This is a genomic window from Flavobacterium celericrescens, from assembly GCF_011392075.1.
Taxonomy (GTDB): Bacteria; Bacteroidota; Bacteroidia; order Flavobacteriales; family Flavobacteriaceae; genus Flavobacterium; species Flavobacterium celericrescens.
The window spans coordinates 234,368-254,543 of the sequence record NZ_JAAJBV010000001.1 but is presented as its reverse complement, the minus strand read 5'-3'; the positions used below and the strand labels follow the sequence as shown (position 1 = coordinate 254,543).

Sequence of the window (20,176 nt, the reverse complement as noted above, 5' to 3'; positions counted from 1 at the left end):
ATAGCATTCTGTAACAATCAAAAAACTTTGTAACTTTGCCAATCGTTAACTTATAACAATATACATTATGTATCCAGAAGAAATGGTAAACCCGATGCGTGCTGAATTAACAGATGCAGGTTTCAAAAATTTATATACAGCAGATGACGTAAAAAACGCTATCAAAGCTGAAGGTACAACATTAGTTGTGATTAATTCTGTTTGTGGTTGTGCCGCAAGAAATGCGCGTCCAGGAGCAAAAATGAGTTTAGAAGGCGGTAAAAAACCAGCTAACTTAATTACCGTTTTTGCAGGAGTTGATAAAGATGCTGTTGATGCAGCAAGAACTGAAATGTTCCCTTTTCCACCGTCATCACCAAGTATGGCGTTATTTAAAAATGGTGAATTAGTTCACATGTTAGAACGTCATCATATAGAAGGTCGTCCAGCAGAATTAATCGCTGAAAATTTAAAAGACGCCTACAACGAATTTTGTTAATCATACTATGCTAGCATATAATAAAACCGCCATTTTTTTGGTGGTTTTTTTATTTTAAACCTTACTTTTGTGCAAATTCATTTATAAATGGAAAAAATAATATCCTATCCACTTTCAATAGTGTATTACTTCTTTTTTTTACTTTGGTTAGTAATTTTTCACCCAATCCAATGGTTTTGTTTTAATGTTTTTGGGTATAATGCGCACCGTTTAAGTGTTGCCTATTTAAATTGGTTTTTAGTAAGAACAACACATATTTTAGGTACTTCCTATCATCTTAAAGGGATGGAAAATATTCCAGACAACAAACCTTTAATTATAGTGGCAAATCACCAAAGTTTGCACGATATCACCACCATTATTTGGTTTTTAAGAAAAGCACATCCAAAATTTATAAGTAAAATAGAATTAGGAAAAGGAATTCCAAGTGTTTCATACAATCTAAAGCATGGCGGTTCAGCATTAATTGATAGAAAAGATCCAAAGCAGGCATTGCCAGAAATTAAAAAAGTAGCCGAATTAATAAACAACAATAATTACTCGGTAGTAATTTTTCCTGAAGGAACTAGGAGTAAAACAGGAGCGCCTAAACCATTTGCTGTGAATGGATTAAAAATGCTATACAAATTTGCGCCGGATGCTTATTTTTTACCTATTACAATTAATAATTCTTGGAAAATGACTAAATTTGGACAATTCCCCCTAGGTCTTGGTAATAAATTAGAGTTCCAAATCCACGAACCGATGAAAATTTCTGAGTATAAATTTGAAGAAATTTTTGAAAAAACCGAAAAAGTAATTACCGAAAACATAAAAAAATAAACCCATGTCTATACAAAATGTACGACTAGAAGTGATGCAATTTCTAGAAAAGAAAATTGACACTTTTGTCGATGAATTTTTAATTCCTGTTGAAAAAATCTGGCAACCTACCGATTTACTTCCAAATTCTCAAAATGAAACTTTTTTTGATGATGTAAAAGAACTTCGTGAAATTGCTAAAGATTTACCTTACGATTTTTGGGTTACTTTAGTGGGGGATACTATTACAGAAGAAGCTTTACCAACCTATGAATCATGGCTTATGAATGTTGAAGGTGTGGGACAAGAAGGACAAAATGGATGGAGTAAATGGATTCGTCAATGGACTGGAGAAGAAAATCGTCATGGAGATGTATTAAACAAATATTTATACCTTTCAGGAAGAGTAAATATGCGTGAAATAGAAATGACAACACAGCATTTAATTAATGATGGTTTTGATATTGGAACAAGTAATGATCCTTATAAAAACTTTGTTTACACTAGCTTTCAAGAATTAGCAACTTATGTTTCTCATAATAGAGTAGCACAAATTGCAAAAAAATATGGTGATAAAAAATTACACAAAATGTGTAATCTAATTGCCGGAGACGAAATGCGTCATCATTTAGCTTACAGTGAATTTATCAACCAAATTTTTAAAGTTGACCCAAGCGAAATGATGTTGGCTTTTCAGCACATGATGAAACATAAAATTACGATGCCAGCTCATTTTTTAAGAGAATCTGGGCAAAAAATAAGTACTGCTTTTGAACAATTCTCTGATTCTGCACAACGAATTGGAGTGTATACTGCTGCTGATTATGTAGATATCATGCAAAAATTAATTGATAAATGGGAAATTGATAAAATTTCAGGATTAACTGATGAAGCTGAAAAAGCTAGAGACTTTTTAATGAAGTTACCAGCAAGGATGATAAAAGTATCCGAAAGATTAGTAATTCCAGAAACAGGACATATTTTCAAATGGGTAGAACCCGCATTGGTTAGATAATTAGAATAAAGCTAAAAATCTTAAAACTAGATTTTTAGCTTTTAAATAAACGATATGCAATTAATAAACAATACAATTCTTTTTGTAAAGCAACAACTTAAAAATGCAGAAGGTGGGCACGACTGGTTTCATATAGAACGTGTGTATAAAAATGCGTTATTAATTGCTAGAGAGGAAGAATGTGATATATTAATTGTAAAACTTGGTGCTTTATTGCACGATGTTGCTGATTCAAAATTTCATAACGGAGATGAATCGATAGGCCCAAAAATTGCGCGCGAATTTTTAGACTCTCAAGGTTTAAAAGAAGATTCCATACAGCATATTATTGCAATAATTGAGAATATTTCGTTTAAAGGAGGTAATTTCGAAAAAAAATTCAATTCTAAAGAATTAGAAATTGTGCAAGATGCCGATAGATTAGATGCACTTGGAGCCATTGGAATTGCTAGAACATTTAATTATGGAGGTTTTAAAAATAGAGCGCTTTACAATCCAAATATTCAGCCAAATCTCAACATGAACAAGGAAGAGTATAAAAACAGCGAGTCACCTACCTTAAATCACTTTTACGAAAAACTATTATTGCTAAAAGATAAAATGAATACGCCAACGGGTAAAAAATTAGCCGAAGGACGTCATAAATATATGGAGCTATTTCTCTCACAGTTTTATGCTGAATGGGATGGAGAAAAATAATAAACAATTATAACACAAACATTTTCTTAACATTATAATTGTTATTTTTGTTTTTATCTTATTTAAAAAATCATGAAAAACACAATTTTAATAATGGCTTTAGCAACTTCTATGGTCTCATTGGGTCAAACCCAATTAAAATATCCTAAAACCCAAAAAGGAGAAGTTATTGATGTCTATTTTGACACAAAAGTTGCCGATCCTTATCGTTGGCTTGAAGACGATAGGTCTGTAGAAACAGGCGATTGGGTAAAAGCCCAAAACGAAGTTACTTATAATTACCTTTCTAAAATACCATTTAGAAATGATTTAAAATCAAGATTAGAGCAGCTTTGGAATTATGAAAAAATAAGTGCGCCATTTAAAGAAGGTAGCTACACATATTATTATAAAAACAATGGCCTTCAAAATCAATCTGTTCTATACAGAAAAGATGCAAAAGGAGTTGAATCTGTTTTTTTAGACCCCAATACTTTTTCAAAAGATGGAACATCATCACTTGGAGGAGTCAATTTTTCTGAAGATGGTTCAATTGTAGCTTATTCAATTTCAGAAGGCGGAAGCGATTGGCGTTCTGTAATTGTGATGGATGCCATTTCTAAGAAAATCTTAGAGCCTACTCTCGTAGATATTAAGTTCAGTGGTGTTTCTTGGAAAGGAAATGAAGGTTTTTATTATTCGAGTTATGACAAACCTAATGGAAGTGAACTTTCAGCAAAAACAGACCAACACAAATTATATTATCACAAATTAGGAACAAGCCAAAAAGAAGATAAAGTTATTTTTGGTTTAGAACAAAAACGCAGATATGTTGGTGGCTATGTTACAGAAGATAATCGTTTTTTAATTATTTCTGCAGCTAATTCTACCTATGGGAATGAGTTATATGTTCAAGATTTGACAAAACCAAACAGTCCAATAATTACAATTGTAGATAATTTCAACACCTCAAATAGTATAATTGATAATGAAGGTACAAAATTATTTATAGAAACCGATTGGAATGCACCTAACAGCAGAATTGTTACGGTTGATTTCAGTAGTCCAAAGCCTGAAAACTGGAAAGATTTTATCGCTGAAACCGAAAATGTATTGTCGCCATCTACTGGTGGGGGCTATTTTTTTGCGCATTATATGAAAGACGCTGTTTCAGTAGTGAAGCAATATGATTATCAAGGAAAATTAGTTCGTGAAATAAAACTTCCAGGTGTTGGAACAGCAGGAGGATTTGGGGGTAAGAAAAAAGAGAAGACGTTATATTTTTCGTTTACAAATTATATAACCCCTGGTTCTACATATTCATTTGATGCGGATTCAGGTTTATCAAAAGTGTATGAAACGCCTAAAATTGATTTTAAATCAAGCGATTACGAATCAAAACAAATTTTCTACACATCAAAAGATGGAACGAAAATACCTATGATTATAACCTATAAAAAAGGATTAAAATTAAATGGCAAAAACCCAACGATTCTATATGCTTATGGTGGATTTAATGTAAGTATTACCCCAAGTTTTAGTATTGCAAATGCAGTTTGGATGGAGAATGGTGGTGTGTATGCAGTTCCAAACATTAGAGGCGGTGGTGAATATGGCAAAAAATGGCACGATGCTGGAACAAAAATGCAAAAGCAAAATGTTTTTGATGATTTTATAGCTGCAGCTGAATACCTAATTGCTCAAAAATACACTTCTTCTAATTTTTTAGCCATAAGAGGAGGTTCAAATGGAGGTTTATTAGTTGGTGCAACTATGACCCAAAGACCAGAATTAATAAAAGTTGCTATTCCAGCCGTAGGTGTTATGGACATGTTGCGTTATCATACTTTTACTGCAGGTGCTGGTTGGGCATATGATTATGGAACGGCTCAAGATAGTAAAGAAATGTTCGATTATTTGAAAGGATATTCACCAGTACACAATGTAAGACCAGGAGTGAAATATCCAGCTACAATGGTTACAACAGGCGATCATGATGACCGAGTTGTGCCAGCACATAGTTTTAAATTTGCAGCAGAATTGCAGGACAAACAAGTTGGAAATAACCCAACATTAATTCGTATCGACATTAATGCTGGTCACGGAGCAGGAAAATCTGTTGCGGCTACAATTCAAGAAAATGTTGATATACAAGCATTTATTTTATTTAATATGGGTTTTACACAATTACCAAAATAAGAAAATAATGTATTAATATAAAAAAGCTCAGTTGTTATGCTGGGCTTTTTTAGTAATTCAAAATTGTTTTATGGATACCATTTTATCTCTTGCAAATGATGCACAAAATATTTGGAAACAGACTACTTTGCACCAACGAATATTGTTGCTACCAAAATTATCGGAAGTATTATTAGAAAACAAGATAGATTATGCGACAATAATCACACAAGAAATGCGCAAACCAATCACACAATCTATTGCTGAGATTGAAAAATGTGCGCTTTTGTGTAGTTATTATTATGAAAATGCTGAAGATTTTTTAGCAACTGAAAGTATAAAAACAGAGGCGAGTGAAAGTTTTATAACCTATGAACCTTTAGGGGTTATTTTAGGAATCATGCCTTGGAATTTTCCCTTTTGGCAAGTGTTTCGATTTGCGGTTCCAACAATAGTTGCTGGGAATACAGTGGTTGTTAAGCACGCAAGTAATGTTTCAAAATGTGCTGAATTAATAGAATCTATTTTTGAAAAAGCTGGTTTTCCAAGAGGTTGTTATCAAAATTTGCCAATTTCAAGCAATAAAGTTGCCAATGTTATCGCAAATCCAATCATAAAAGCAATTTCTTTGACCGGTAGTGAACAAGCCGGAATGGCTGTAGCTACGGAAGCTGGAAAACAGTTAAAAAAATGTGTGCTTGAATTAGGAGGAAATAATGCTTTTATAGTTTTGGAAGACGCAAATGTAGAAAAAGCGGTGGCAATTGCTGTAAATGCACGCATGCAAAATGCGGGTCAAAGTTGTATTGCAGCCAAACGATTTTTATTACACGAAAAAATCGTCGAGGATTTTATAACTCAATTCAAAATTGCAATTCAAAATTTAAAAACGGGAAATCCATTAGAAATAACCACACAAATTGGTTCGTTAGCACGAATTGATTTGGCTGAAGAGTTAGAGGTGCAGGTTCAAAAATCAATAGCAATGGGTGCTAAATTGATTTTGGGTGGAAATAGAAAGGAAGCTTTTTATGAACCCACCATTTTAACCGAAGTATCAACCGAAATGCCTGTTTTTAAAGAAGAAACTTTTGGACCAGTTGCGGCAATCATAACTTTTAAAACTGTTGAAGAAGCTATTGCGTTAAGTAATAAATCGGAATTTGGTTTAGGAGTATCAATTTTCACGCAAAATATAGCCGCAATTAAAGCACAAATTCCTGCATTCAACGAAGGAGCCGTTTTTATCAACGAAATGGTAAAATCAGATCCAAGATTGCCTTTTGGTGGAATTAAAAAATCAGGATATGGAAGAGAACTTGCAGAAGATGGCATCAAAGAATTTGTGAATGTAAAAACAGTTGTAATTAATACACTATAAAATTTTGAATCAATAGAAATTGATTTGATTTTTTAGATAAAACACAATTGAGTATATAAATACAAGGTTAAAATTGAATTTTAAATAAAAATAACAATTTAACCCCTTGTTTTTGTGTGTATAATGTTTTAAAATACGCTTTTTTATTAATTTTACCCTATAAATTTTAGGGGATGAAAATAGAAAAACGCTGGATTACTTCTTTTGCAATTATTTGCTTTATTGCTATTGCTAGTTTGTTTTGGGAAAACAAAAATGAATTGCAAGCAAACTTCCTAACTGCTGAAGCTATTAATTATGCCGATGTAGCTTGGTTATTAACATCGTCTTCTTTTGTGTTATTAATGACGCCTGGATTATCTTTTTTTTATGGAGGAATGGTCGGGAAAAAGAATGTAATTTCTACGATGCTACAAAGTTTTATTTCACTTGGTGTAGTGAGTTTACTCTGGATAGTGGTAGGATTTAGCTTGGCTTTTGGAGAAAGTTTAGGATTTGAAATAGAAGGAAAGCATTATGGAATTATTGGAAACCCCTTTGATTTTATGTTTTTTGACAATGTGAGTTCCTTACCACATAAACAGTTAGCAAGTACAATTCCATTTGTTTTGTTTGCTTTGTTTCAAATGAAATTTGCCGTAATTACTCCAGCCATTATTACTGGTTCATTTGCAGAGCGTGTTCGTTTTATTTCGTATTTGCTTTTCATTTGTTTGTTTACTTTGTTCATTTATACCCCATTGTGTCATATGGTTTGGCATCCAAATGGATTGCTTGGAAGTTATTTTGGTGTGAAAGATTTTGCAGGCGGAACAGTTGTTCACATGAGCGCAGGTTTTGCTGCTTTGGCTGGTGTTTTGGTTTTAGGTAAGAGGAAAAACAGTGAGCATATTCCCACTAATATTCCTTTTGTGTTGTTAGGAACAGGAATGTTATGGTTTGGCTGGTTTGGATTCAATGCAGGTTCGGCATTAGCAGCAAATGGAACCGCTGCAATAGCTTTTGCAACCACCACTCTAGCTTCAGCTTCAGCAATGTTAACTTGGATATTTTTCGACAGACTAAATGGCAGAAAAGTTTCTGCTTTAGGAGCATGTATTGGAGCAGTAGTAGGTTTAGTTGCTATTACACCTGCTGCAGGTTTCATTTCTATACCTAAAAGTATTTTCTTCGGATTTATTGCGGCTATTGTTTCTAATAAAATGTTGTATTGGAATAAGTTAAAAGCAATTGATGATACATTAGATGTTTTTGCTTGTCATGGAGTTGGAGGAATTATGGGAATGATAGTGACTGCTATTTTTGCAGAAGGAGAAAACGCGAGTTTATTACATGGTGGTTGGTCGGTTTTTGGGCACCATATGACTGCATTAGGTTTAGTTTCTCTATTTACTTTTCTGGGTTCATTAATACTCTATAAAGTAACAAATTGGTTTATTCCATTACGTGTTTCCGAAGAATCTGAGCGTATAGGACTCGATTTATCGCAACATAACGAAAAGTTCTAAAGATAAAATGGTATTTTTGATTTGTTTATAATTAAAAATTCAACTATCATGAAAGTATATTATCTCTTTTTTTTAGTATTAATGAGTTGTGCCTCAACACAAAATACAAGCGATAAAAAAGCGGAAATCACATTTTTTTTAGACAATTGGCATAAAGCAGCAGCTGAGGCAAATTATGAGAATTATTTCAACGCAATGTCAGACGAATCAATTTTTATAGGAACTGATGCTACAGAAAATTGGAATAAAACAGCATTTCAAGCTTTTGCAAAACCTTATTTTGACAAAGGAAAAGCATGGAATTTCAAAGCGATTGAACGCAATATTTATTTTAGTGAAGATGGTAAATTAGTTTGGTTTGACGAATTATTAAATACACAAATGAAAATATGCCGAGGTTCTGGGGTTTTAGTACAAGAGAATGGACAATGGAAAATAAAACATTATGTGCTTTCTATGACGGTACCGAATGAGAATACAAATGATGTAGTAAAAATAAAAGCACCTATTGAAGACAAAATACTTTTCGAAAAAAAGTAAGGATAAACAAAAATAATATACAATCCCAAGATAATTTGTCTTGGGATTTTTTTTTGACCAAATGTTAAAATTTACTTTTTTCTCATTTTGAGAAAACCAATATAATTTTCTTCTCGTAAATGCATCTAAACAAAATTCTCAAAAAAATGAAAATCAACAGAACAGTCAAAATTATAGCAGGAAGTATTCTCGGAATATTTGTACTTCTTTTTTTGGTTTTAGTAGTACATATTGCAACTGCAAAACCAGTTGAAATCGATAATGCATCACTTCAAATAAGCCGAATTGATTTCAAAGAACCAATAGACTCACTTAAAGCAAAAGAAATTCATAGAAACTTAAAAAAAATTCCAGGAGTTAAAACAGATAGATTAAATATAGAAACTGGTGTTTTAGTTTATTTTCATGATATAAAAATTGCCAATTCAGAAGAAATATACAATCAATTAATTGCTTTGGGAGATTATAAAGCTGAACGATTTGTACTTCCTAAAGGATTAGAAAATAAAACCGCTTGTCCTGTTATGACTGAAGATGGTTTTAGTTATAAATTTTCAAGAGGAATTCAACGAATTTTTAATTAATTTCCAAATACTATTACTATGAAAAATTTTTCAAAATTAGCCTTAGTGGCTTTATTTATTGCATCGGGAGCATTTGTAACATCATGTAACGATGACGATGATAAAGCTGCTGAACCAGCATCTTTGTATGCGAAATTAGGTGGAACAACAATGGTTGCTGACCCAAACAATCCTAGTCAAATGATTGAGCAAGGACGTTTAAGCTATCGTTCGGTTGTAGATTCAACAATTACATTAATTGTGGCAGATATTGTCACGGGAGCTGAAGGAAATTTAGGGGCTCATTTTGCTCCAATTGTTTCCGAAGTTTCAAGTGGGAATGCTACAAATGTTTCTATTTTGAGTAAAAATTTAACAGATTTCTTTTCTGCAAATACAGGGGGTGGTGCTACTAATGTTTACACAGGTTTAGATATGGTAGCTGCACATGATCCAGCTCAAAATCCTCGTATGGGTGTAAAATCTACTGATGCTGATTATGATAAATTTATTGGTTATGTTGGTGCAGCGGCAGGATTAAATGGTGTTACGGATCCACAATTAATAAATGAAGTTGTAGCGGTGTTAGAATCGTTGAGGGCTCCTATAGTTCAGGAGTAAGTTTGTTTTTTGTTTTAACGAAAAACGCTCCAAATAGTTGGAGCGTTTTTTTATTTTTTATAAACGTGTTCTTTTAAATTTTGGAACATATCTATTGTCATTGTTGAAATATCAAAATCATTTTTCCAACCCCAATCTTCTCTTGCCGATGAGTCATCAATACTTGCTGGCCAGCTATCTGCAATTTTTTGACGAAAATCTGGTTCATAACTCAATTCAAATTCAGGATAATGTTTTTGAATTTCTGCTCCAATTTGTTTTGGTGTAAAACTCATTGCCGCTAAATTATATGAAGAACGTATTTTAATTTTTTCAGTTGGAGCTTGCATAATGCCAATAGTTGCTTTGATAGCATCGTCCATATACATCATTGGTAATTCTGTGTTTTCTGATAAAAAGCTTGTGAATCTACCCTCGGTAATGGCTTTGTGATAGATATCAACAGCATAATCTGTTGTGCCACCACCTGCTTCGGTACTCCAGCTAATCAAACCCGGATATCGAATACTTCTTACATCTACACCATATTGTTTGTTGTAATATTCGCACCATCTTTCTCCTGTTTGTTTTGAGATACCATAAACTGTTGAAGGCTCCATTATGGTATATTGAGGAGTATTGTGTCTTGGTGTTGTAGGTCCAAAAACGGCGATGCTTGAAGGCCAGAAAATTTTCTTAATTTTTCCTGCTTTGGCTAAATTTAAAACATGAAACAAAGAATTCATATTCAAATCCCAAGCAAAGGCTGGGTTTTTTTCTGCTGTTGCCGAAAGTAAAGCCGCCATTAAATATACATCCGTAATATGATATTGCTCTATTAAATGCTCAATTTGATTATAATCTAAAGCATTAACCACTTCAAAAATCCCATTATTCACCACATCGTTATTCAATTTTCTGATATCAGAGGCAATAACATTGTTAACACCATAAGTTGCTCTTAACTTTGCAGTAAGTTCGGTACCTATTTGACCACAAGCACCAATTATTAAAATTTTCGTGTCCATTTGATAGAATATAGAGGAAACAAATATAACGTTTTCGAATGAATTGAAAAGCGACAATTTTGTTATATTTTTAATATTACCCAACTTTAAATTGTAATTTGTTAAAAAAAACAACGAATAATAAGAATAGTTAAATCTTAAGTGCTTTTAAATCAAATAGCTGCTATGCTTTGAGAAGCTCCAATCTTCTGATAATCCTTTTACTAAGACATTAAAAACACAATATTCTTAAAATAAGATTTTAGGTTTTCGCTTCACAATTTGTTATATTTGATTCAAGAGTATTCTTATACTTGCTATTAACAACCTACAGACTTTACCATTTGTAGTAATAAACAGTAAAAAATGAAGACATTATTAATATTAATCACAGTGTCAATTGTTTTAAACAATACGGTTTTTGTTGAAGGAAAAAATTATAAAGGATATATATTTTCAAAAGAATATGAAAACAAGTATTTTATCAGGTCTACCAATAAATTTTTCACTCCAACCGTTGATGATATAAAAGAAGTTGAAAAATCATTAATCATTAAAGCAAAAGAAATTAAGAAAAATAAAATATTAACTCAAAATGAATGTTGGAATTATAATGATTTGTATAAATACAACAGGCAGTATTTTGGTGAGTTTGATGAGAATGGTAATAAACTGATTTTTATAAACTTTGTATTAAAGAAATCAACTCCAGACTATTGGAATAAAGAAATAGTGGTTTTATTAGAGGACAACTGTAAGAATGTTTGGAATGATAAAATTTTAATTAAATGATCTGAGTAATACTCAATGTTTTCGTATTTTGTGATAACCAAATTTAATTCATTACAACTATTTTAAAAACAACAAATAAATCAAATAGGAGTTAAGATATTATTAGATTAGTCATTCTTCTTAGAGAATGCTTTTGTGAGGATATAATCACTGATTTTGTTAAATTTTATAAACATGAAACGCAATATAGTTATAGTTTTCTTTTTTATTTCATGCTCAATTTGTTCGCAAAATAGCTTAAATGACATTTTGGACACTATTTATAAATCAAAAAAAGAAATAAGAATTAAAAAATGTAAAAGAGGCAAATACATTTTAAATAAAGACAAGTTTTGTGATATTAAAAATAAAAGTTATGTAACAGAAATTTATGCTCAAAATTCTAAAAAATCTTTTTACAGCTTAGTTCGTTTAGGAAATTATAAAGAATATGATTTGTATACTGTAATATCAAACAAGATTCTTGATGTAGAAAAAAATTTCGTTGTACCCAATTCGTTTAGTTTTTTTCTTATTTATGATAAAAATTTAAAAAAGTTAATTTATATCAATTCAAGTACATCAATAGGTTCCGTTAGTTGTGAAGGAAAAGAAATAATATTAACATATAGTATTAGTTTTTTAATGAGTAATATCTATCTTATTAATGATGATTTTATGCCGATAAGCAGTTTAAGATGTTTTAAAGATGAATCAGGTTTAAATAAATATTTTTTGTCGATATATGACCATCAAGATAATTTTTTCATAGAAAAAACCAATGTAAAGGATAACTATATTTATGATGACTCCAAATTAATTCCTTTCGAAGACTTAATTTTTATATTAAATTTAATTCCTAACGTATATAATTATCAAAAGGAATGTTCTGATTCAAACTGCTTTTCTGAAATAACTAAAATTGCATTAGAAAAAAGGTAAAAAGAGGCAATGTTTTCGTATTTTGTAATAACCGGATTCACTTCATACAACTATCTTAAAAACAACAATCAAATCAAAACAAGTTAAGATATTATTAGATTAGCACCGAGTTTTTGTAAACATTTGTACCTTTGTTTTTTAAAATAAAAAAATGAAAGGTTTTATAGTAAGTATATTGGTTTTAACATTAGGGTTGTTTGCTTGTGAAAATGATTCGCAACAACAACTGGAAGCACAAAAAATAGCAAGAAAAAACGAAGCTGTTTTTAAAAATATTTCCAAAATGTGGCAGTTTCATTTTCCAAATGCAAGACCAGAAGTTAAAGCAACACTAAACTCTTGGAATGAATGGAGACAATTTGAAATTGAAATGCTTCAAAAACCAAAATCTACCTTGTCTGCTTTTCAATTAAAAACCAAAAATTTATCGTCAAAAGCAGATACTTTGGCGTTTACAATTCCATTTGAATATAAAAAACCTCAGGTGTTGAGTAGAATAACTACTTTGAACACCAAATTAAAATCTTTAGAAACTTTCATGAATTTACAAGTAATTCCTGAGCAAAAAGTAGCTAAATTAATTCCAGAAATTAACGAAGAAATTAAAGGTTTATACAATCAATGGGATGAAATTATTATTAAAAAAGCCATTCCTAAAGAAATAGGTGAAGAATTAATGTTACAAGCATTAGACACCGCAAGAAATGCCAGACCTTCTCAAATGAATGAGAAAATGGAGATTTCAAACAAAATAAAATAACATATTAAATAGTTACAAAATGAAAAAAAATCATCCCTATAGATTTTTAGTAATTATAACTTTATTGTGCTTACAGTTTAGTTCAGCTCAAAACACATTGTTTTCTGATTATGCTTCAAATTATGGCTCTTGGACTAATGGTAGCAATGCAGGTACAGGTTTTTCAACTTGGGATTTATGGACACAAAATACTGATGCCACACACTTTGCAGGGCATTTTTTAGGAAGTTCATCAGGGCAAGGATTTGGAGACATTAACTCAAGTGGAACTTCATTTTCAATGTATGCTAATCCATCGGGTACTTTTGTACAAGCAAATGCACAACGATTTTTAACGAGTACAGGTTCTCCAGCTGTAGGAGGAAGACAGTATTTGTTACCAGGACAATCTTTCAAAATAGATTTAGCAATTGCCTTCAGAAATGGATACAAAGGAATTGATTTAATGGATCAAAATTTTGGTTTATTATTTAATTTTAATGTCGGTTCAGATATGTATGCAACAACAACAAATGCTAATTTAGGTTGGGCATACAATCAGACGTCGGTTTTTCAATTGCAAGTGAACCAAACGGATACAAACGCTTACGAAGTTATTATTACAAGAGGTTCTGATGTTTATACTTCAGGAATACTCACTGGACAATTTTCAGGATTCAAATTATATGTGGGAAATACAGATGGAGGAAATGATTTGAATAACCTCCACGCAAATAATTTAGTAGTTCAAAATTGCGCAATGACAACCACTTGGAACGGAACATCTTGGGATAAGGGAGAACCAAACGCAAATAAAAATGTTGTTTTTACAGGGAATTATGCTTCCACAGCTGGATTCAATGCTTGTTCTATAACAGTAACAAACAATGCAGTTGTTACCATTAATGCAACACATACAGTAACTGTTGAAAATACGGTGACTGTTGATGCGGGTTCCAATTTAATTTTTGAAAATAATGCTTCGTTATTGCAAACTAATGCAAGTGCTGTAAATGTTGGAAATATTACATACAAAAGAGATGCAGCTCCTATGCGTCAATATGAATTCACCTACTGGGGTTCGCCAGTTGTGGGTCAGGTTTTAAATGTGTTTTCACCATTAACATTAGGGGACAAGTTTTATTCATTTAATGCAGTATCAAATCAGTGGGTGATTGAAAATCAGTTCAATGCAATGACGCCTGGAAAAGGTTATGCTATACGTGCTCCCCAAGGATATACTTCTACACCACAAATATTCAGTGGTGCTTTTGTAGGTGTTCCAAATAACGGAAATGTAGTTGTTCCTGTAGAAGCATATAATGTTTCTTTGGGGAATTATAATTTTTTAAGCAATCCATATCCTTCAGCAATTAGCGTTGTGAGTTTGGTAAATAATTCAAGCTTAGGTTCTTTTTATTTCTGGACACATAATACGCCAATTAATGCCAATGTATTTACAGCAGACGATTATGCAGTAAGAACCAAATTTATTGGTGTTGCGGCAGTTTCAGGAGGAGCTTCTCCTAGTGCTTATATTTCAGCAGGTCAGGGTTTTTTCGCACAATCAAATGCAACTGGAAATGTAACTTTTACAAATTCAATGCGCGTTGCAAACAATAATACTCAGTTTTATAAAAACAGTAATGCTAATACAAGCACACAAACCGACCCAGACTTTTATTTCATGTGGTTAAACATGACCAATTCTGGAGGTGCTTTTAAACAATTGGCATTAGGATATTTAGACGGTGCAACAGATGGTTTTGACAACGGAATTGATGCGCCATCTGCTGCTGGAACCTACATTAGTTTTTATACTTTAATTGGAACCGCACCTTATGCAATTAACGGAAAAGCCTACCCATGGGATATAGACGACACGTTAGCAATTGGCTACACTTCAACATTAAATGGAAGCTTTGATATTGCAATTGACCATTTTGATACTTTTTTTAATGATAAAGATGTTTTCATAGAAGACACAAGTAATGGAACGTATCATAATTTGAAAATAAGTCCATATACTTTTACAACAGCGATTGGAACTTTTGATTCGCGCTTTGTATTGCATTATCAAGATTTATCATTATCTAATGATGATTTTAGTGGAAATGAAAATTCAGTATATGTTTTCAAAGAGAATAATCAACCAAAAATCGTTTCAACAAAATCAAACATTACAAGTGTAATAGTTTACGATATGTTAGGAAGAATTGTCCTTTCAAAAGATAAAATAAACACTTCAGAAGTTGTTCTTTCAGATTTAATAGCGAATAATCAGGCGCTAATTATTAAAACAACATTAGAAAATAACGTTACCGTTGCTAAGAAATTCGTTTTTTAACAAACGTTTCAGTAATATAACCACTACTTTTCTATTGAAAACGTAGTGGTTTTTTTATTTTTGTAGTCCATTAAAAAATTCATTTTGAGCAAGTCCGACATTTTATCCATTTACGATAAGTCACCAAAGATTGCCGTTTTAGAAAGTACATTCGCAGCACGCCAAAAGTCTCAAATGACGGGTTTGGTTGGCTCGTCGTTGTCTTTTGTGGCACATTCGCTGTTTAAAAAATCTGAACTTCCTTTCCTGATTTTATTCAGTAATAAAGAAGAAGCGGCTTATTATTTAAACGATTTGGAGCAATTAATTAATGCCGAAGACGTACTTTTTTACCCAAGTTCGTACCGAAGACCTTATCAAATTGAAGAAACCGACAACGCAAATGTACTTTTACGTGCTGAGGTTTTAAATCGAATCAATTCGCGCAAAAAACCAGCAATAATTGTTTCGTATGCTGAAGCCATTTTCGAAAAAGTCGTTACTCGAAAAGAATTAGAGAAAAACACCTTGAAATTGTCGGTTGGCGATAATTTATCAATCGATTTTATCAACGAAACTTTATTTGAATACAATTTCAAACGAGTTGATTTTGTTACCGAACCGGGCGAATTTTCCGTTCGTGGTGGAATTATCGATGTGTTTTCGTTTTCCAATGATAATCCATACCGAATTGAATTTTTCGGCAACGAAGTCGATAGCATCAGAAGTTTTGATGTGGAAACCCAATTGTCAGTTGAAAAGCTGAAAAAGATTTCAATCATTCCAAATGTCGAAAATAAATTATTACAAGAAAACCGAGAAAGTTTCCTAGATTATATCAATGAAAAAACAGTTTTAGTGATTCAGAATACCGAATTATTAGGACAACAATTAGATAAATTATTCGACAAAGCCAATGAAGCTTTCGAGAAATTATCCAAAGATATCCAACACGCAAAACCAGAAGAATTATTCTTAAATCAAAAGCAGTTTTTAAAACGTGCTCTTGATTTTTCGGTAATTGAATTAAACAATCAAGCGGTTTTTAAAATTGATAAGAAAGTCGAATTTCACATACAACCGCAACCGTCTTTCAACAAACAATTCGATTTGTTATTGAATAATTTGAGTGAAAATCATTTCAACGGTTACAAAAATTATTTGTGTTGTTCCAACGAAAATCAGGCGAATCGTTTTCATGATATTTTTGAAGATATTGATGAAGCCAATCACGAAAGCATTCGCAAACAATATAAAACGATGGTTTTGCCTTTGTTTGAAGGTTTCATCGATGAAGAAAATCAAATTGCGTGTTATACGGATCATCAAATTTTTGAGCGTTACCATAAGTTTTCTATTAAAAATGGCTATTCGAAAAAGCAAACCATTACGTTAAAAGAATTGACTTCCTTGTCGGTTGGCGATTATGTAACGCACATCGATCACGGAATTGGAAAATTCGGAGGTTTGCAGAAAATTCAAGTCGAAGGCAAAACGCAAGAAGCTATAAAATTGGTCTATGCCGATAACGATATTGTGTATGTGAGCATTCATTCGCTACATAAAATCTCAAAATACAATGGGAAAGATGGCGCGCCTCCAAAGATTTACAAATTAGGAAGTACCGCATGGAAAACCCTAAAACAAAAAACAAAAGCACGTGTAAAACATATTGCGTTCAACTTAATTCAGTTGTATGCGAAGCGAAGATTAGACAAAGGTTTTCAGTTTGCACCCGATAGCTATTTGCAAAAAGAATTAGAAAGTTCGTTCATTTACGAAGATACACCCGACCAAATTACCGCAACAGCCGATGTAAAGGCAGATATGGAAAACGAACGTCCGATGGACCGATTAGTCTGTGGTGATGTTGGTTTCGGGAAAACAGAAGTGGCGATTCGTGCTGCTTTTAAAGCGGTAGATAACGGAAAACAAGTTGCTGTTTTAGTGCCAACTACTATTTTGGCGTATCAACATTACCGAACGTTTTCGGAACGTTTGAAAGATATGCCGGTTACCGTAAGTTATGTGAACCGATTTAGAACGGCGAAACAAAAAGCCGATACACTTCAAAAATTACAAGAAGGGAAAGTCGATATTTTAATTGGAACACATCAATTGGTCAATAAAAATGTTGTGTTTAAAGATTTAGGTTTGTTGATTATCGACGAAGAACAAAAATTCGGTGTCAACGTAAAAGACAAATTGAAAACTATTGCTACAAATGTCGATACCTTGACATTAACCGCAACACCAATTCCGAGAACGTTGCAGTTTTCGTTGATGGCGGCACGAGATTTATCGGTAATTACTACACCTCCGCCAAATCGTTATCCAATTGAAACGCACGTGATTCGTTTTAACGAAGAAGCCATTCGTGATGCAATTTCGTATGAAATTCAGCGTGGTGGACAAGTTTTTTTCATCAATAACCGAATTGAAAACATCAAAGAAGTTGCTGGAATGATTCAACGCTTGGTGCCAGGAGCAAAAGTAGGCATCGGTCACGGTCAAATGGATGGAAAAAAATTGGAAGAATTGATGTTAGCTTTCATGGAAGGTGAATTTGATGTTTTGGTCGCAACCACCATTATCGAAAGTGGTTTAGATGTACCGAATGCGAACACGATTTTCATCAATAACGCCAATAATTTCGGATTGTCTGACTTACACCAAATGCGTGGTCGTGTGGGACGAAGTAATAAAAAAGCGTTTTGTTATTTCATTACACCACCCTATTCGATGATGACAGGTGAAGCGCAAAAACGTATTACCGCTTTGGAACAATTTAGCGAATTAGGAAGCGGTTTCAACATTGCGATGAAGGATTTGGAAATTCGTGGTGCGGGCGATTTATTAGGTGGCGAACAAAGTGGTTTTATCAACGAAATCGGTTTTGATACCTACCAAAAAATCATGAATGAAGCCATTGAAGAATTGAAAGAAAACGAATTCAAAGATTTATACCAAGAAGAAAACGACATCGAAACCAAAGAATTTGTCAAAGACATCCAAATTGATACCGATTTTGAATTGCTGTTCCCAGATGAATACATCAACAATATTACCGAGCGTTTGAATTTATACAACGAGTTGAGTCAAATTAAGGACGAAGCCACGTTGCAACAATTTGAACAAAAACTAATTGACCGCTTTGGTGCGTTACCAAAACCAGCGATTGCTTTACTAAATAGCGTACGTATTAAATGGAAAGCCACCGCAATGGGAATTGAACGTTTGATGATGAAACAAGGCAAAATGATAGGCTATTTTATTGGCGACCAACAAAGTGATTTTTACCAAAGTAATCGTTTTATGAACGTACTACAATTTGCGCAACGCAACGGCAACGTATGTAAAATAAAAGAAAAAGAAACCAAAAACGGCTTACGTTTATTACTGACTTTTGATAATGTTAAGTCGGTAAATAAGGCGTTGGAGTTGTTGGAGGGGATTTAGGTTGATTTAGTTTTATTATTGTTAATAAAACCTGTAAGGATTAAAAAGTATAAAACTAATAAACCCAATACTTTCCATGCTGTCATAATTTTAAAAAACCACAATAAGGGAATTAAGAAAAAAATAAACCCAAGAAAAAAGTTTTTAATACCGTTATTTTTGTTTTTGATTTTGAAAACTTCAAAAAGATAATTTTTAATAAAAGTTAAATAACAGAAAAACAAGAAGCTAATTATTATTTTTCTTTTAATAGTAAAAACTAAATCATGGTCAATTATCCAAGGAATAATTATGGTTAAGGCTAATATTAAATAGAAAGTAAAAACTATAACATTTTTTATGTTACTAATTCTTTCTAGATTACTTTTTACTAATTCAACATAAGTTAAATTTATATTTATAATATTCTCATTAAATAAAGTTAGGATATCTCCTTTTATGTTTTTTTTGAATACTGTTTTTTCTTTATATTTTTTATAGACTTCATAATCACTTTTGCCATCCTTTATTTCTTGCTCAATATCTTCACAATCGTTAACATCTTTAGTAATGAATTTATAAGCATCTCTTAAAACTATGCATTCCAATTTATTGGTAGATGCATCAGTATAAAAGTTGTGTAGATAACCACCATATAACTCATTTTTCTCATTTGTTTGAACTAAAACATCAGCTTGAGTATATAGGTATTTATTGTTGGAGTATTGATTGCCATTTATTTTTTTTGACCTTGATAAATAGTGCCAATAATTTTTATATCTCAAAAATTGAACATGAACATCAAGGTTTAGAATTCGAATTATTTTGTATGAGAAGTATCCAAAAACTGCTGAAATTAGATATATTAACAAAATAAGGTAAAGAAAGTTTAAATATATTTTTGAGTTTTTGTCTGTTTCTTCAGGAAGTTTGTTATTTGATAAGCTTTCAAACAAATCCTTTATTGTGTCATAAGTTAAATAATTTGCTATTTTAAAATTAGTATGGTTTTCTAGATAGATAAAGGACAATACACAAAGAGAAATTATTATCACACTGAAAAAGACAGTCCAAAGGAAACGTTCCATTAAATTACCTTGTTGGAATTGTTTATTAAAATCCCCTCCAAAATAAAATTTCCTGAACAAAATGCCAGGAAATATAAATATCATGATATAAAATATTGTATTTAATGCTACATTTTCCAAATT

Annotated in this window: 17 protein-coding genes; 15 read left to right on the top strand and 2 right to left on the bottom strand. The window is 32.1% G+C overall.

Annotation, left to right across the window (positions count from 1 at the left end):
• Positions 1 to 67: 67 nt before the first annotated feature.
• From G4L40_RS01145 to G4L40_RS01100, 10 genes are all read left to right on the top strand, one after another.
• Positions 68 to 478 (top strand): BrxA/BrxB family bacilliredoxin, encoded by a 411-nt coding sequence (locus G4L40_RS01145; RefSeq protein WP_166235191.1) that lies wholly within the window; start codon positions 68 to 70, stop codon positions 476 to 478.
• A gap of 87 nt (positions 479 to 565) precedes the next feature.
• The gene (locus G4L40_RS01140) at positions 566 to 1,300 is read left to right on the top strand and encodes a lysophospholipid acyltransferase family protein (RefSeq protein WP_166235189.1); all 735 of its coding nucleotides are present in this window, start codon (positions 566 to 568) and stop codon (positions 1,298 to 1,300) included.
• Between the two features lie 4 nt (positions 1,301 to 1,304).
• Positions 1,305 to 2,294 carry an acyl-ACP desaturase gene (locus G4L40_RS01135; RefSeq protein ID WP_166235187.1) on the top strand — a complete coding sequence of 330 codons (990 nt, stop codon included), beginning with the start codon at positions 1,305 to 1,307 and terminating at the stop codon, positions 2,292 to 2,294.
• Between the two features lie 54 nt (positions 2,295 to 2,348).
• The gene (locus G4L40_RS01130; RefSeq protein WP_207785302.1) at positions 2,349 to 2,993 is read left to right on the top strand and encodes an HD domain-containing protein; all 645 of its coding nucleotides are present in this window, start codon (positions 2,349 to 2,351) and stop codon (positions 2,991 to 2,993) included.
• A gap of 72 nt (positions 2,994 to 3,065) precedes the next feature.
• A complete protein-coding gene (locus tag G4L40_RS01125; protein ID WP_166235185.1) occupies positions 3,066 to 5,171 on the top strand; it encodes a prolyl oligopeptidase family serine peptidase in 2,106 nt (701 codons plus the stop codon).
• 70 nt (positions 5,172 to 5,241) lie between these two features.
• Positions 5,242 to 6,531, top strand: coding sequence for an NAD-dependent succinate-semialdehyde dehydrogenase (locus G4L40_RS01120; RefSeq protein ID WP_166235183.1), 1,290 nt, complete (start codon positions 5,242 to 5,244; stop codon positions 6,529 to 6,531).
• Positions 6,532 to 6,704: 173 nt separating this feature from the next.
• Entirely contained in the window at positions 6,705 to 8,039 is a 1,335-nt protein-coding gene (locus G4L40_RS01115) for an ammonium transporter (protein ID WP_166235181.1), read from the top strand.
• Positions 8,040 to 8,087: 48 nt separating this feature from the next.
• Positions 8,088 to 8,579, top strand: coding sequence for a nuclear transport factor 2 family protein (locus G4L40_RS01110; protein WP_166235179.1), 492 nt, complete (start codon positions 8,088 to 8,090; stop codon positions 8,577 to 8,579).
• A 146-nt stretch (positions 8,580 to 8,725) separates the two neighbouring features.
• The gene (locus G4L40_RS01105; protein WP_166235177.1) at positions 8,726 to 9,163 is read left to right on the top strand and encodes a hypothetical protein; all 438 of its coding nucleotides are present in this window, start codon (positions 8,726 to 8,728) and stop codon (positions 9,161 to 9,163) included.
• A gap of 18 nt (positions 9,164 to 9,181) precedes the next feature.
• Positions 9,182 to 9,763, top strand: a complete 582-nt coding sequence (locus G4L40_RS01100) for a globin family protein (RefSeq protein WP_166235175.1) — start codon at positions 9,182 to 9,184, stop codon at positions 9,761 to 9,763.
• A gap of 50 nt (positions 9,764 to 9,813) precedes the next feature.
• On the opposite strand, the gene G4L40_RS01095 is transcribed toward G4L40_RS01100, so the two are convergent.
• Positions 9,814 to 10,770 carry an NAD-dependent epimerase/dehydratase family protein gene (locus G4L40_RS01095; RefSeq protein ID WP_166235173.1) on the bottom strand — a complete coding sequence of 319 codons (957 nt, stop codon included), beginning with the start codon at positions 10,768 to 10,770 and terminating at the stop codon, positions 9,814 to 9,816.
• A gap of 345 nt (positions 10,771 to 11,115) precedes the next feature.
• Here G4L40_RS01095 and G4L40_RS01090 point away from each other — a divergent pair, with 345 nt between their 5' ends.
• The 5 genes from G4L40_RS01090 to mfd all read left to right on the top strand — a co-directional run bounded on the left by G4L40_RS01090 (position 11,116) and on the right by mfd (position 18,986).
• Positions 11,116 to 11,541: a hypothetical protein gene (locus tag G4L40_RS01090; RefSeq protein ID WP_166235171.1), complete on the top strand. Its 426-nt coding sequence runs from the start codon at positions 11,116 to 11,118 to the stop codon at positions 11,539 to 11,541.
• Between the two features lie 174 nt (positions 11,542 to 11,715).
• Positions 11,716 to 12,462: a hypothetical protein gene (locus G4L40_RS01085; protein ID WP_166235169.1), complete on the top strand. Its 747-nt coding sequence runs from the start codon at positions 11,716 to 11,718 to the stop codon at positions 12,460 to 12,462.
• A gap of 151 nt (positions 12,463 to 12,613) precedes the next feature.
• Positions 12,614 to 13,222: a hypothetical protein gene (locus G4L40_RS01080; RefSeq protein ID WP_166235167.1), complete on the top strand. Its 609-nt coding sequence runs from the start codon at positions 12,614 to 12,616 to the stop codon at positions 13,220 to 13,222.
• 19 nt (positions 13,223 to 13,241) lie between these two features.
• Positions 13,242 to 15,548 carry a T9SS sorting signal type C domain-containing protein gene (locus tag G4L40_RS01075; RefSeq protein WP_166235165.1) on the top strand — a complete coding sequence of 769 codons (2,307 nt, stop codon included), beginning with the start codon at positions 13,242 to 13,244 and terminating at the stop codon, positions 15,546 to 15,548.
• A gap of 174 nt (positions 15,549 to 15,722) precedes the next feature.
• Positions 15,723 to 18,986, top strand: a complete 3,264-nt coding sequence (mfd, locus tag G4L40_RS01070; protein ID WP_394367759.1) for a transcription-repair coupling factor — start codon at positions 15,723 to 15,725, stop codon at positions 18,984 to 18,986.
• On the opposite strand, the gene G4L40_RS01065 is transcribed toward mfd, so the two are convergent.
• Positions 18,983 to 20,173, bottom strand: coding sequence for a hypothetical protein (locus tag G4L40_RS01065; protein WP_166235162.1), 1,191 nt, complete (start codon positions 20,171 to 20,173; stop codon positions 18,983 to 18,985). The two genes, mfd and G4L40_RS01065, sit on opposite strands and share 4 nt — an antisense overlap.
• Positions 20,174 to 20,176: the final 3 nt, after the last annotated feature.

Bases quoted from the DNA above. Each gene is read 5' to 3' on its own strand.
- G4L40_RS01135 (WP_166235187.1), top strand. From the start codon at position 1,305: ATGTCTATACAAAATGTACGACTAGAAGTGATGCAATTTCTAGAAAAG.
- G4L40_RS01110 (WP_166235179.1), top strand. From the start codon at position 8,088: ATGAAAGTATATTATCTCTTTTTTTTAGTATTAATGAGTTGTGCCTCA.
- G4L40_RS01140 (WP_166235189.1), top strand. From the start codon at position 566: ATGGAAAAAATAATATCCTATCCACTTTCAATAGTGTATTACTTCTTT.
- G4L40_RS01125 (WP_166235185.1), top strand. From the start codon at position 3,066: ATGAAAAACACAATTTTAATAATGGCTTTAGCAACTTCTATGGTCTCA.
- mfd (WP_394367759.1), top strand. From the start codon at position 15,723: ATGACGGGTTTGGTTGGCTCGTCGTTGTCTTTTGTGGCACATTCGCTG.
- G4L40_RS01130 (WP_207785302.1), top strand. From the start codon at position 2,349: ATGCAATTAATAAACAATACAATTCTTTTTGTAAAGCAACAACTTAAA.
- G4L40_RS01115 (WP_166235181.1), top strand. From the start codon at position 6,705: ATGAAAATAGAAAAACGCTGGATTACTTCTTTTGCAATTATTTGCTTT.
- G4L40_RS01090 (WP_166235171.1), top strand. From the start codon at position 11,116: ATGAAGACATTATTAATATTAATCACAGTGTCAATTGTTTTAAACAAT.
- G4L40_RS01100 (WP_166235175.1), top strand. From the start codon at position 9,182: ATGAAAAATTTTTCAAAATTAGCCTTAGTGGCTTTATTTATTGCATCG.
- G4L40_RS01080 (WP_166235167.1), top strand. From the start codon at position 12,614: ATGAAAGGTTTTATAGTAAGTATATTGGTTTTAACATTAGGGTTGTTT.
- G4L40_RS01145 (WP_166235191.1), top strand. From the start codon at position 68: ATGTATCCAGAAGAAATGGTAAACCCGATGCGTGCTGAATTAACAGAT.
- G4L40_RS01105 (WP_166235177.1), top strand. From the start codon at position 8,726: ATGAAAATCAACAGAACAGTCAAAATTATAGCAGGAAGTATTCTCGGA.
- G4L40_RS01120 (WP_166235183.1), top strand. From the start codon at position 5,242: ATGGATACCATTTTATCTCTTGCAAATGATGCACAAAATATTTGGAAA.
- G4L40_RS01075 (WP_166235165.1), top strand. From the start codon at position 13,242: ATGAAAAAAAATCATCCCTATAGATTTTTAGTAATTATAACTTTATTG.
- G4L40_RS01085 (WP_166235169.1), top strand. From the start codon at position 11,716: ATGAAACGCAATATAGTTATAGTTTTCTTTTTTATTTCATGCTCAATT.
- G4L40_RS01095 (WP_166235173.1), bottom strand. From the start codon at position 10,770: ATGGACACGAAAATTTTAATAATTGGTGCTTGTGGTCAAATAGGTACC.